The organism is Pseudomonas mangrovi, from assembly GCF_003052585.1.
GTDB classification, from domain to species: domain Bacteria; phylum Pseudomonadota; class Gammaproteobacteria; order Pseudomonadales; family Pseudomonadaceae; genus Aquipseudomonas; species Aquipseudomonas mangrovi.
Genome location: NZ_QASN01000020.1, coordinates 635,428 through 648,448, shown reverse-complemented (window position 1 = coordinate 648,448; position 13,021 = coordinate 635,428). Strand labels below are relative to the sequence as shown.

Here is a 13,021-nt window from a genome sequence, read left to right as displayed (position 1 = left end):
GAGGTGGAGTTGCCTCTCAGCCTGGACCTGCATGCCGGTTGCCCTCAGCCCTGAGCCTGCAGTTCGGCGAGAAACCGCCGCACGTTCGCGCGGTTCTTGCCCCAGTCGAAACACTGAGTCGGTAGCGCGCACTTGCTGGTGATGGCCAGTTCGTTGTTCGGCAGCAGATCGATCTCGATCCTTTCACCCCAGGAGCGCAGGCCCATGCTGGTGGAAGCGAGCAACTGGTTCGGCGATTGCTGGCGCAACTGCCAGGACAAGGCAGTCAGCGTCTTGAGAACTATGTCTACGGCAGCGCTGTCGGTTGCTGGAAGGGTCATACGCTCGCGGTGATAGGCGGGAAATCCGAATGCCATGCTGCACTCCTTGGCAAGGTATTGAAGGTGTCTGTTGAACTGCGCTCTCGCCGGGCTGGCGAAAGCGCCGACGCATGATGAGGCAAAGGCGCATCGATTTCCCGCATGCGTTGCGCAAACTCCCGATGCGCGAGGGTGAACCAGCACACGCGCAGCTCGGCTTACCGCCCAGATGCAGGACCGGCCCCGGCTAGCGCAGCAACGGCCTGAGCGCGTCGGCCAGGTAGGGCGCCATGGCGATGGCGTTGCTCGGGTGGGCGATGCAGTCGGTACTCCAGATACAGCCGACGCCCGCTTCACGCAGTACCTGCAGGGCGTCACCGGCGAACAGGGCGTGGGTCACGGCGACGTCCACCGAGGCCGCACCGGCGGCAAGCAGCTTGAGGGTGGCCTGGGCCAGGGTTCGCCCGGAGCTTGCGACATCGTCGAGCAGGACCACCTGGCGACCGGCGAAATCCCTCTCCGGCAAGGTGATTTCCACCTGGCGATCACCCCGCCGCAGCTTGCTGCACACACCACTGGCGAAGCCGTGACCGGCTGCCGCGGCGGCCACCCACTGGGCAGCCTCGGCGTCCGGACCCAGCAACAGGGCGTCGGGGCGCTCGCGGGCGATCAGCTCGGCCAGCACCGGGGCGCCCGACAGGGTGATCGCCTCGACGCCGGGGATCGCCTGTTCCAGTCGCTCGATGCGATGCAGGTGCGGGTCGACGGTGATCACCGCATCGAACAGCTCGGCGAGAAAGCTGCCGATGATGCTCTGGCTGACCACCTCGCCGGGGTTGAAGGCGATGTCCTGGCGCATGTACGCCAGGTACGGCGTGACCAGGATCAGCCGCTGCGCGCCCAGCCTGCGCGCCTCGCCTGCTACCAGTAGCAGCTCCACGAGTTTTTCGTTGGGGTGGTCGAGGCCGCGGTACAGCACCAGTTGCGCGGGCAGGCCGTCGCCCTCGAGGGGTAGGCGCAGACGCAGTTCGTCATCCGGGAAGCGATGACGTTCGATCGGTGCACAGGGCAGCCCGCAGGTTTCGGCCAGGCGTTGGGCTGGCGCGCTTTCATCGGCGAAATAGAGCAACAGACTGTGCATCAGAACTCCACGTAGACACTGGGAATCTGCTCGGGACGACCAAGGCTGAAGCCGCTGGCACGCTCGCTGGCCTGGCGGGCAAAGCTGAGGTCAGCGGGAAATTCCGCGTGTACCCGATACAGCGGCTCGCCACAGCGTACCGGCTCGCCCAGCTTGTGCAGCAGGTCGACGCCGGCACCCTGCACCTTGGGCGCACCGGCCAGGCGGGCGATGCGCGCCAGCTGCAGGTTGTCGATGGCGATGACCACCGCGTCACGCTCGGCCAGCACCTCGTAGGTCAGCGCCGCCAGCGGCGGCTGCTTGTGATCGAAGGCCCTGGCGCCCTGGGCGGCGATGATCGAGTGCATCTTCGCCAGCGCGCGACCGGAGTCGAGGATGTCGCGGGCGATGGCATAGCCGTCGCCGCCGCGCACGTCGGGGTCGAACTCGAGCATGCGCCCGGCCAGGCGCAGCGCCTTCTGGCGTAGATCGTCGGGTGCCTGCGGGTCGTTCTGCAGTACCTGCATCACATCGCGCGCCTCCAGCACCGGACCGATGCCGTTGCCTACCGGCTGGCGGCCGTCGCTGATCACCACGTCCAGGGTCAGGCCGAGGCGCGAGGCGACGAACTCGAACAGCTTGCGCAGCCGCTGCGCCTCGGCCATCGAGCGGACCTTGGCGGTGGGACCGATGGGAATGTCGAGCAACAGATGGGTGGAGCCGGCGGCGATCTTCTTCGACAGGATCGAGGCAACCATCTGCCCCGGCGAGTCGATCGACAGCGGCCGCTCCACCGAAATCAGCACGTCGTCGGCTGGCGACAGATCGCTGGAGCCGCCCCACGCCAGGCAGCCGCGCTGGTTGCGGACCATCTCCGACAACTGTTCGAACGGCAGCTCGACGTTGGCCAGCACCTCCATGGTGTCGGCGGTACCGGAGGGTGAGGTGATCGCCCGTGAACTGGTCTTGGGGCAGAGCATGCCGTGGGCGGCGACGATCGGCACCACCAGCATCGAGGTGCGGTTGCCGGGAATGCCGCCGATGCAGTGCTTGTCCACCACCGGATGCTCGTGCCAGTCGAGCCGACGGCCGACCTGGGCCATGGCATCGCTGAGGAAGTAGACCTCCTCGCGGTCCAGCTCGCCCTGGTTGCAGGCGACCACGAAGGCGGTCAGCTCGATCTTCGAATAACGGTGCTCGGCGATGTCGCGGACGATCGCCTGAAAGTCCTCGCGCTGCAGGCGCTCGCCGGCAATCTTGCGGTGCAGCGCGGGAATCGACACGGCCGGCTCAGCCTGGGAGATGGCCGCGGCGACGCCGGCTTCGGCACCGAGCTGAGCGAAGGCGTCCTCGGAAAGCCCCAGCTCGTCGCAGGCGACGATGCTCGGATCGTCGACCAGATTGAGGCTGGCGAGGATGCGCTTGCCGTTGACCCGGATCTCGACCTTGGCCAGCGCCTGGAAACCCTCGGCGCGGCAGGCGGCGCAGTCGCGATGCAGATAGGCGACGTTCTCGCGATAGGTATCGATGGCGACACGGCGCAGGCTCAGGCGCACCGGGGCCTTTTCGCCGGAGAGGGAATCACTGCTGGTAATGCTCATGGAGAAACTTCGGCAGGAGGATGTATCCCTTCTAGCCGCAGTGACAGGGCCTGCCAAGCGCTCGGCTGGGTTTTTCCGGGATGCCTTGAGACAGATCAGTAAATCGGCGGCATCGCTCAATCAAGGCCGTGGATCAGCACTTCGCGGGCCTGCAGCAGGCGATCCCGATGCTGCGGGTCGAACAGCGGCGACACGCCGCTGCGCGGGTCACCATGCAGCAGGCTGGCGAAGGCCTGCAGGGCGTGGCGCTTGCGCGCCAGGTCGAAGATGTCCAGCTCCAGCCGACCGGCCTGACGACCCGGCCAGCCGCCTTGGGCGGGCAGGGCGCGCCACAACGGCACCTCGATCAGCTCGGCGCCACGCGCCAGGCAGGCCCGGGCTGCGCTGCGCCCGGCGGCCGCCTGATCCGGATGAGCGTCGTCGCGCCAGGGGCCGATCAGCACATCGTCCTCGCGCAGGTGGCGCAGCAGCAGCTCGCCGATCCGCGCCTCGCAGTCGGCCAGCGCGCCTTCGGGCAGGCCGCCGCGAATCCACTTCAACTTCGCCAGGTCCAGGCCCAGTCGGCGCAGCGCCTCGACGCTCTCCTGCGGCCGGATGATCGCCAGCCGGGCATCGTCCGGGCGCCGGGTGCCGCGCCGGTGACAGCCATTGGTAAGGGAGATGATCATCAGCTCGCGGGTGCCGCACAGCTGCTGCAGCAGGCCGCCGCAGCCGAGCACCTCATCGGCCGGGTGGGTGGCGACCAGTACGGCGCGGCGCCCCGGCGGAACCAGTTGATCGACATCCAGGGTGGGCAGCGCAGAAGGCTCGCTGGGCATGCGCCAGCGCGCCTTGCGCTGCGCGGCGAGCGTTGTGGGTAGATCGTGGTCAGCCGTCTGCCGCGCCACTTTGCGTGTCCTTCTGCAATTCCAGGAGCAGCAGCGAGCGCCCGGTTACCTGGTACGTCCAGCCGAAATCGAAACAGCGCGTGCGGTCGGTACGTGTCTGGTTGGTGTCGATCAGGCAACACCAGCTGCTGCCCTGAGGCACTTCCGGAAGGTGAAAGTTCACCACGTCATGGTGCGCATTGACGATCAGCAGCAGGGTCGCGTCGGCACCGCGCTTGCGCAGGCCGGTGGGCTGGGCGCGGCCATCCATCAGCATGCCCAGGCAGCGGCCATGCGGGTCGTCCCATTGTTCCGGGGTCATCTCGGCTCCGCAGGGTGACAGCCAGGTAACGTCCTTGACGCCGATTTCCTCGTTCCAGGCGCCGACCAGGAAGCGTCCGCGGCGCAGGATCGGGTAACGCAGGCGCAGGTGCAGGGCCTCGCGCACGAAAGCCAGCAGCTCCTCGCCATCCTGATCCAGGTTCCAGTCGATCCAGCCGATTTCGCTGTCCTGGCAGTAGGCGTTGTTGTTGCCACCCTGGGTGCGGGCGAACTCGTCACCGGCGACGATCATCGGCGTGCCCTGGGAGAACAGCAGGGTGGCCATGAAGTTGCGCATCTGGCGCAGGCGCAGCTCACGGATCTGCGGATCGTCGGTGGGCCCTTCGACACCATGATTCCAGGACAGGTTGTTGTCGCTGCCGTCTTGGTTGTTCTCGTCGTTGGCTTCGTTGTGCTTGTCGTTGTAGGACACCAGGTCATGCAGGGTGAAGCCGTCATGGGCGGTGACGAAGTTGACCGAGGTGTAGGGCCGTCGGCCACGCTGGTTGTACATGTCGCCGGAAGCGGTGATGCGCTTGGCGAAGTCGGCCAGTCGGTCTTCATCGCCTTTCCAGAAGGCGCGCACGGTGTCACGGAAGCGGTCGTTCCATTCCATCCAGCCCGGTGGGAAGGCGCCCACCTGATAGCCGCCCGGGCCGCAGTCCCAGGGTTCGGCGATCAGCTTGGTGCGGCTGAGCAGCGGGTCCTGGCGGCAGGCGACGAGGAAGCTGTGGCGCTCGTCGAAGCCGTCGTGCTCGCGGCCGAGAATGGTCGCCAGGTCGAAACGGAAACCGTCGACGTGCATCTCCCCGGCCCAGTAGCGCAGCGAGTCGGTGACCATCTGCAGTACGCAGGGGTGCGACAGGTCGAGGGTGTTGCCGGTGCCGGAATCGTTGATGTAGTAGCGCTTGTCATCGGCCATCAGGCGGTAGTAGCTGGCGTTGTCGATGCCGCGCATGGACAGCGTCGGGCCGAGCTCGTTGCCCTCGGCGGTGTGGTTGTAGACCACGTCGAGGATCACCTCGAGCCCGGCGTGGTGCAGCCGGGCGACCAGCTCCTTGAATTCGCTGATCTTGCCACTGGCGAGATAGCGCGGATGGGGCGCGAAGAAGGCAATGCTGTTGTAGCCCCAGTAGTTGGTCATGCCCTTTTCCAGCAGATGCTGGTCCTGGACGAAGGCGTGGATCGGCAGCAGCTCGATCGAGGACACGCCGAGGGTGCGGAGGTAGTCGATCACTTCCGGCACCATCATGCCGGCAAAGGTACCGCGCACGTTCTCCGGCACGGCCGGATGGCGCATGGTGAAACCGCGCACGTGGGTCTCGTAGAGGACGGTCTTGTCCCACGGCGTACCCAGCGGATGATCACGGCCCCAGCTGTATGCCGGGTCGATGACCTTGGACTTGGGCACGAAGTCGGCGCTGTCGCGTTCGTCGAAGGACAGGTCGCCGTCGGGGTGGCCGATGGTGTAGCCGAACAGCGATTCGGACCAGCGCAACTGCCCCACCAATTGCTTGGCATAGGGGTCGATGAGCAACTTGTTGGGGTTGAAGCGGTGACCTTCCTCGGGCGCGTAGGGCCCGTGGACCCGATAGCCGTAGATCAGGCCGGGATGGGCATCGGGCAGGTAGCCATGCCAGATCTCGTCGGTGTATTCGGGCAGCTCGATGCGCTCGATCTCGACCTGGCCACTGCTATCGAACAGACACAGCTCGACCTTGGTGGCGTGCGCCGAGAACAGCGCGAAGTTGACGCCCAGGCCATCCCAGGTGGCGCCCAGGGGGTAGGGCAGGCCTTCCTTGAAACGCGAACGGGTGTTCACGGCCGTCGCGCGTGGCGCGGCCTTGCTGGCATGACTTGACATCGTGACTCCTGCTTCCCTGAAGTGCGCTCGATCCGGGAAATGGGCTCAGAGCGAAGGCTTGGTGCGACTGCTGGCGCGCGGTTTCTTGGCCGGAGCGGTGACCGCCACCTGTTCCAGGGCAGCCTTGGGCTTGCGCGGTGCGCGTGGCTTGCTCGGGGCCTTGGCGGTTTCCGCCTCGACCAGCTTGGCGGCCATCTCCCAGTGGCGTTGATCCTGGCCGTGAGGACGGCCCTCGGAATGCCAGATCTCGTAGGCCAGTTGGCGGATGCGCTCGTCGCTCATGGGTGTTTCTCCTGAATGGTCGATCAGTTGCCGGGCAGCTGGCCTCAGCTCAACCAAGCCTCGCTGGTTCGCTGCTCAATACACAGACGGGGAAAGCCGACAACAGTTCTGACAGCAGCAGACTGCCGTCACGCGGGCTGACCACCGGTTGCCCGAACAGGCCATAGAGCGGTCGGTCGCGCAGGCTCTCGGGCAGTTGCACGCGGGTATTGCCCCACTTGCGCGGAGGCACCATGGGCACGCCGTCGGCGAGCAGCGCGTCGCTCAGGCGCGGCACCACCACCAGCAGACAGTGACCGTCCTGGGTGCGTCTGGCGAACGCCAGGGCGCGCCCTGCGGCAGTGCCGAGCACGTTCAACGGCAGGTACTCGCCACGCGCAAATAGCGTCGGTAGGCTGCGGCGCAAACACAGCAGGCTAGAGATGAGGTATTGCTTGATGCGGCCGTCACGCCAGTTGCGCAGCAGCTCGGCCGGCTCTGCGACCTGCGCCAGCGCGGCCGCCCGCGCCGGGTAGTCGACCGGGCGGCGGTTGTCCGGATCGACCAGGCTGAAGTCCCAGAACTCGCGGCCCTGGAACAGGTCCGGGACGCCCGGCGCGGTAAGGCGCAGCAGACACTGCACCAGGCCGTTGAGGGCACCGGAGGCCGCCATGTCGTTGACTGCCGAAGCGATCGAGCGGCGCAGCGGAAGGCCATCGGGCTGGCACAGCAGCGTGTGCAGGTAGTCGCGGCAGACCTGTTCGTACTCGGTATCCGGCGCGCTCCAGCTGCTGCGCAGCTTGGCTTCGCGCAAAGCCTTCTGCTGCCAGCCGGAGACGCGCTCGAAGTAGACCGCCAGCGCCGTCGGATCATCGCAGGAAAGCTCCAGCGGCCAGCTGCCGAGCAGGGTCTGGAACAGGATGAGTTCGTCGCCGGGGTAGGGGGCTTCGCCATTGGCGGTGAGCCGGCGCAGGCCTGCGGTCAGGCGTTGCCAGTGTTCGACCAGGGTGGAATACCATTCGCCGCGCTCGCTGAGCACCGCCAGCCGCGCCCGGCCGTCCTCGCCACGCTTGTGGTCATGCGTGGCCGTGGCCAGCAGGCTGTCGGGAAAACTCTCCAGGCGCTGTGCGCAGGCGCGGTGGAAGGCCTCCGGCGGTGCACTGAAATACTCGCTGTCGAAGCCCACGTCGTTGCGCGACAGCAGCACGCCATAGCGGTAGAAGGCGGTGTCCTCGACCGCCTTGGCGGCCGCTGGCGAGGTCAGTTGCTGGAAGCGCGCACAGGCTTGTCGATGCAGCTTGCGCAAGCGGGCCGGAACCTGCCGCAGAGGGACGCCGCCGAGCCACTTCTGCAGGTGTTCGAGCACGCCGGCGTCCGCTTCGTTGAGGATGCCACGCGCACCGTCGAGGGCCTGCTCGAAGAAGCCCTCGTCGAGGTTCTGTCGGCCGTTGCCGGCGATGTAGCAGCGATACACCGGAAAGTGCACCACCAGCGCCTGCAGCGCGCGGCGAATAGCGCCCAGGGTGATGTCGCGGGTCATCAGGTCGGCGCGGGCGATCTGCAACAGCAGTTGTGCCACCGACTCGAAGTCGCCGGCCAGCGATCCGGCAAGAACCTGGGCACGCGCCTGGCGCGCTTCTTGAAGAAACTCTGCCGGGCGTCCGCTGCGGGCGTTCCATAGCCGTGCCAGGGGCGCGGCGCCCTGGGGGTCGTGTTGCAGCAGCGACACCTGATTCATGAACTCGTAGCCGGTGGTGCCATCGACCATCCAGTCGCCGTGCAGCTGCTCGCCGGACGCCAGGATCTTTTCGACATGGATGCTGAAATGCTCGATCCGGGCGACTTCCGGGCGCTGTGGCAGCAGGGCTTCGACCCTGCGGCGCAGGCGCCGGCAGTAACCGCGCGGATCGGCCAGGCCATCGACGTGGTCGATGCGCAGGCCGTCGATCAGGCCCTCGCCGACCAGCTGGAAGACCTTGGCATGGGTTGCCTCGAACACCTCCGGACGCTCCACGCGCAGACCGCCCAGTTCGTTGATGTCGAAGAAGCGCCGCCAGTTGATGTCGTCCGCTGCGGTTCGCCAGCTGGCCAGCCGATAGCTCTGGCGCTCGAGCAATTGATGCAGACGCTGCAGCCCTTCCGGCTGGCGCGAATCGTAGGCGCTGAGCGCAGCTTCGAGCGACTGGCGCAGGCGCGGGTCGGCCAGCAGCATGGCCAGCTCGCTGCGCAGGCCGAGGGCTTCGGTGTGGGCTTCGGGGGCGTCGGCAAGGCCATCGAAGCGTTGCGCCAGGCCGTCCAGTGCCGCATCGCCGGACAGCCGCAGCAGCTCGCCATAGGCATGCGGGTTGATCGGGAAGCGATGCTCGAAATGCTCGCAGTAGAAGGCCCCGGCGCCGGCATCCAGGCGCAGCGGGATCTCCCCGGCGCGAAGCACCTCGCCGTAGTCGCTGCGCAGGTAGGGCAGCAGCAGTTGGCCTTCGAGCAACGGGTCGGGCGAATCCCAGTGAATGTCGAAGAATTCGCCATAGGGGCTGCGCCGGCCCCACTCCAGTACGTCCAGCCACCAGGGATTGTTCGAGCCGCCGACCGCCATGTGGTTGGAGACGATGTCCAGGATCAGGCCCATGTCACGCGCGCGCAGGGCGTCTACCAGGCGGCGCAGGGCGGCCTCGCCACCCAGTTCCGGGTTGATCTGCGACGGATCGGTGACGTCGTAGCCATGCATCGAGCCGGGCCGCGCGGTCAGCAGCGGCGAGACGTACAGATGGCTGATGCCCAGGGCCGCCCAGTAGTCGACCCACTGCAGCGCATCGTCAAGGGTGAAGTCCTTGTGCAGCTGGAGGCGGGCGGTAGCGCGTAGACGGATCATGACGAGCTTTTCTCGGCTAGGCAGCGGGCGGAGGCGAGGCGCGCCAGGCGCTGGTGCACGCCTTCGCTGTCCAGCAGCGCGCCTGGCTCGAGCGACCAGCGTCGTCGCCAGTTGGGGTGTTCATCGAGGGTGCCGGGCAGGTTGACCATCACGGGGCTGACGCAGGCATCCTCCAGTGGCAACAGCACCAGCGGCGCCGGTGTCACGCCGACGAACTCGACCGCCGCATCGAGCAGTGCCGCAGGCGGGGTCTGGCGCACCTGGCCGAGGCTGCGGCAGAGCGCCTGGGCGTCGCGCTCGCGTGCATCGAACGCCGCCGGCAGCTGCTCGTCGTTGATCTCGCCCAGTTCAGCGCGCACCTTCAGATCCACGCCGTCGAACCAGCCAGCCAGGGGCGGCAGATCGTGGGTGCTGGTGGTGGCCATGGCATCGCCTGGCCACTCGCCCGGCGGCGTGAAGCGATTGTCCTGCTGCTCGAACAGCAGCACGCGCATGCCGAGGATGCCGCGCGACGACATCCGCTCGCGAAAGCCTTCGGCCACGGTGCCGAGGTCTTCGCCGAGAATCAGCGCGCGGTGACGATGCGATTCCAGGGCGATCAGCCGTAGCAGGTCTTCGAACGGGTAGCTCAGGTAGGCGCCCTCACGCGGGCCGGCGCCGGGCGGGATCAGCCACAACCGCGACAGGCCCATGGCGTGGTCGATGCGCAGGCCGCCAGCGTGGGCCAGGCCGCGCCGCAGCATCTCGATGAACGCACGGTAGCCATGCTTGCGCAGACCTTGCGGGGAAAACGCGGAAATGCCCCAGTTCTGTCCGGCGCGGTTGAGGATATCCGGCGGCGCACCGACGCTGAGCGACGGCAGCAGTTCGGCCTGTCGGCTCCATGCCTGACTGCCGGCGCCATCGGCACCCACCGCCAGATCGGCAATCAGGCCGATCTGCATGCCGCAGCTGCGCGCCGCCGACTGGCAGCGGTAGAGGCCGCGGTCCGCCAGCCATTGGGCGAACGCGTGGTACTCGATCTCGTCCGGGTGCTCGGCGGCAAAACGCTGCAGTGCAGGGCTTGCCGGATCGCGCAGCTCTTCCGGCCACTCTCGCCAGTCATGTGGCTGGCCTGCGGCCACGCGCTGCCCATGCAGGGCTTCGAACCGACAGTGCTGCTCCAGGGCATCGCCGCCGCGGGCACGGAAACGTGAGAAGTCCTCCTGGAACGGATTGCCGCCACGCCGAAACCCGGCATGCAGAGCACGCAGCATGCGGGTCTTGCAGCGCGCCACGGCCGGCCAGTCGATCAGCGGCAAGGCCTCCAGGCGTGCCAGCTCATCGGCCACGCCGGCATCGGCGATGGCCTGACGCACGGCAAATTCGCCGAGGACGTTTTCCGCGGCGCTGTACAACGGGTTGAAGAACAGCCGGCTGGAGGGAGAGTAGGGGCTGTATTGCTCGGGCAGGGCCGCGAACATGGCATGGGTGGGACTGATTGCAATGGCGTCGGCGCCGCGGGCGGCCGCTTCGTGGATCAGTATTTCCAGTGCTGCGCAGTCACCCAGGCCGCCGTCGCCTTCGCGGCGAAGCGAGTAGAGCTGTGCCGACAGGCCCCACAGGCGTGCCTGCGGATTGCCGGCAAGATCCGCCACGCTGCAGGCGCGCGCGGGCGCCAGCGCCAGGCTGAGTTCCTGTTCGGCAATCTGCAGGCGGGCGTAGCCAAGGGAGGGGGGCAGGGCGAGACAGCCGCGTGAGTCCAGACGGCCACTGTGCTCCTGGCCGGATTCCTCGATCAGCTTCCAGGCCAGGCCTTCAGAGAAATGGGCACCCAGATCCAGTTCGGCGCCGGCGTCGGCGGTGAGCAGTGGCGGCAGGACCCGTGCGTGTTCCAGGGCGTTCATCGCGGCCAGGCTGGTTTCGACCTGGGTTTCGCTCTGCGCGTCTATGCCCAGATGCTGCAACACGCTGCGCAGCACCTCTGGCGCAACCCGCTGCGCGCGGCCATCGGCATCGGTCCAGTGCACGGCAAGCCCGGCGGCATGCGCGAGGTCTTCCAGGCGCGCATCACTCATGGGCAGGCTCCAGAAAGGCTCGGGCGCTGTGCCCGGCAAGAACAAGGGGGGAATTCAAGGCCGCAGCCGAACTTGCCTGCAGAAGGCTGCCACGGGCCGCCGTGGTCAGCTCGAGCGGACTCTCTGCGAGGTTCAGCTCGATGCTCAGGCGCGCACCATTGCCGAGCTGCCAGTGGGCGCGCAGGGCACGCTCGCCGAGCAGCTCGCAACCGAGCGAGCGGCAATCGGGCAGATGCGGCGCGATGTGCTGGTGGCGCACCTGCAGCAACTCGCGGTAATAATCGAGCCAGGCCTGGTGCTCCGGCAGTGCGCGGCGTGCCGGGTCCGGCCGCGAACGCTCGAAGGTCGTGGCGGCATTCGGATCGGGGATGCGTTCGCGGCTCGCCGGATCGGCGAAGGCCGCGAATTCGGCGAACTCTGCACGACGGCCCGCGCACACCGCGTCGGCCAGTTCGTCATGGTGATCGGTGAAGAACAGGAACGGCTCCGGCGCGGCCCATTCCTCGCCCATGAACAACAACGGAATCATCGGGCACAGCAGCTGCAGCAGCACCGCTGCACGCAAGGCATCGGTACTGCAGAGCTGGTTCAGCCGCTCACCAAAGGCGCGGTTGCCGATCTGGTCGTGGTTCTGCAGGAACAGTACGAAGACGCTGGGCGGCAGATGCGCGCTGGGTTCGCCGCGTGGCTCGCCGCGCCGGCCGCGCTCGCCCTGATAGACGAAGCCTTCGCTCAGGCAGCGCGCCAGCTTGGCCACGGGTTGTTCGCTGAAGTCGGCGTAGTAGCCTTCCTTCTCACCGGTCAGCAGCACGTGCAGGGCATTGTGGCCGTCGTCGTTCCATTGCGCATCGAAGCCGCATTCGAGCAGAGTCGCACTGTTGTCTTCGTTCTCCAGCATCAGGTGCACATGGCGCTCGGGCTCGATGGACACGCGGATCCGCTCGGCCAGCTCGATCAGGAAGTCCGGCTCGCCAATGGCATGCACGGCGTCCAGGCGCAGGCCATCGAAGCGGTAGTCGCGCAGCCACATCAGTGCGTTGTCGATGAAGAACTCACGCACTTCGCGGCGGCGAAAGTCGATGGCGTCGCCCCAGGGCGTTGGCTGGTCGTGACGGAAGAAGCCGCTGGCATAGCTGCCCAGGTAATTGCCGTCCGGGCCGAAGTGGTTGTAGACGACATCGAGATAGACCATCAGGCCATGGGCATGGGCATCGTCGATCAGCGCCACCAGCGCCTCCGGCGGCCCGTAGCCGGCGTGCGGCGCGTAGGGCAGTACACCGTCATAACCCCAGTTGCGGCCACCGGGCAGCTCCGCCAGCGGCATCAGCTCGATGGCGGTAATACCGAGCTTGGCCAGGCGTGGCAGATCGGCGCGAATCGCCGCGTAGCCCCCGGCAGCGCCGACATGCAGTTCGTAGATGACCGCCTCGTGCCAGGGCCTGCCGCGCCAGTTGCCGCCACGGCGCCCGAAGGCTGCGGTGTTGATGACCCGGCTATAGCCGTGCGGTCCGTCGCTCTGGCAGCGCGAAGCGGGGTCGGGGATATCCAGTCGGCCGTCGATGGTGAAACGATAGAGGCACCCCGCCGGACACTCGGCCTGCACCTCGAACCAGCCGTCTGCGGCCGCCTGCATCGGCAGTGGCGGCAGGCCCGGGCGTTGCAGCGCGACATCACTGGCGTCCGGTGCCCAGAGCCGAAAAGCGCTGCGTTGTTCATCCAGCGGCCGGGCGCCATGCCAGTAATTCGCACTCGTCACGGCCACC

9 protein-coding genes are annotated in these 13,021 nt (G+C 67.2%); all 9 read right to left on the bottom strand.

Annotated features, from left to right (window positions below):
- Nucleotides 1-44: 44 nt before the first annotated feature.
- Nucleotides 45-356 carry a hypothetical protein gene (locus DBO85_RS15610; RefSeq protein ID WP_108108177.1) on the bottom strand — a complete coding sequence of 104 codons (312 nt, stop codon included), beginning with the start codon at nt 354-356 and terminating at the stop codon, nt 45-47.
- 190 nt (nt 357-546) lie between these two features.
- A complete protein-coding gene (locus DBO85_RS15605) occupies nt 547-1,440 on the bottom strand; it encodes a ribose-phosphate diphosphokinase (RefSeq protein ID WP_108108176.1) in 894 nt (297 codons plus the stop codon).
- The gene (locus DBO85_RS15600) at nt 1,440-3,020 is read right to left on the bottom strand and encodes a thymidine phosphorylase family protein (RefSeq protein ID WP_108108175.1); all 1,581 of its coding nucleotides are present in this window, start codon (nt 3,018-3,020) and stop codon (nt 1,440-1,442) included. The genes DBO85_RS15605 and DBO85_RS15600 overlap by 1 nt, the downstream gene beginning before the upstream one ends.
- A 116-nt stretch (nt 3,021-3,136) precedes the next feature.
- Nucleotides 3,137-3,907, bottom strand: coding sequence for a PIG-L deacetylase family protein (locus tag DBO85_RS15595; RefSeq protein WP_108108174.1), 771 nt, complete (start codon nt 3,905-3,907; stop codon nt 3,137-3,139).
- Nucleotides 3,888-6,071 (bottom strand): glycogen debranching protein GlgX, encoded by a 2,184-nt coding sequence (gene glgX, locus DBO85_RS15590; protein WP_108108173.1) that lies wholly within the window; start codon nt 6,069-6,071, stop codon nt 3,888-3,890. Before glgX ends, DBO85_RS15595 begins: the two co-directional genes overlap by 20 nt.
- Nucleotides 6,072-6,116: 45 nt before the next feature.
- Nucleotides 6,117-6,353 carry a DUF2934 domain-containing protein gene (locus DBO85_RS15585; protein ID WP_108108172.1) on the bottom strand — a complete coding sequence of 79 codons (237 nt, stop codon included), beginning with the start codon at nt 6,351-6,353 and terminating at the stop codon, nt 6,117-6,119.
- 49 nt (nt 6,354-6,402) lie between these two features.
- On the bottom strand, nt 6,403-9,201 hold the full coding sequence (locus tag DBO85_RS15580) for a malto-oligosyltrehalose synthase (protein WP_108108171.1): 2,799 nt from the start codon (nt 9,199-9,201) through the stop codon (nt 6,403-6,405).
- Nucleotides 9,198-11,258 carry a 4-alpha-glucanotransferase gene (malQ, locus tag DBO85_RS15575; protein WP_108108170.1) on the bottom strand — a complete coding sequence of 687 codons (2,061 nt, stop codon included), beginning with the start codon at nt 11,256-11,258 and terminating at the stop codon, nt 9,198-9,200. The genes DBO85_RS15580 and malQ overlap by 4 nt, the downstream gene beginning before the upstream one ends.
- Entirely contained in the window at nt 11,251-13,020 is a 1,770-nt protein-coding gene (gene treZ / locus DBO85_RS15570) for a malto-oligosyltrehalose trehalohydrolase (RefSeq protein WP_108108169.1), read from the bottom strand. Before treZ ends, malQ begins: the two co-directional genes overlap by 8 nt.
- Nucleotide 13,021: the final 1 nt, after the last annotated feature.

Bases quoted from the DNA above. Each gene is read 5' to 3' on its own strand.
- DBO85_RS15610 (WP_108108177.1), bottom strand. From the start codon at position 356: ATGGCATTCGGATTTCCCGCCTATCACCGCGAGCGTATGACCCTTCCA.
- DBO85_RS15605 (WP_108108176.1), bottom strand. From the start codon at position 1,440: ATGCACAGTCTGTTGCTCTATTTCGCCGATGAAAGCGCGCCAGCCCAA.
- DBO85_RS15600 (WP_108108175.1), bottom strand. From the start codon at position 3,020: ATGAGCATTACCAGCAGTGATTCCCTCTCCGGCGAAAAGGCCCCGGTG.
- glgX (WP_108108173.1), bottom strand. From the start codon at position 6,071: ATGTCAAGTCATGCCAGCAAGGCCGCGCCACGCGCGACGGCCGTGAAC.
- DBO85_RS15585 (WP_108108172.1), bottom strand. From the start codon at position 6,353: ATGAGCGACGAGCGCATCCGCCAACTGGCCTACGAGATCTGGCATTCC.
- DBO85_RS15580 (WP_108108171.1), bottom strand. From the start codon at position 9,201: ATGATCCGTCTACGCGCTACCGCCCGCCTCCAGCTGCACAAGGACTTC.
- malQ (WP_108108170.1), bottom strand. From the start codon at position 11,258: ATGAGTGATGCGCGCCTGGAAGACCTCGCGCATGCCGCCGGGCTTGCC.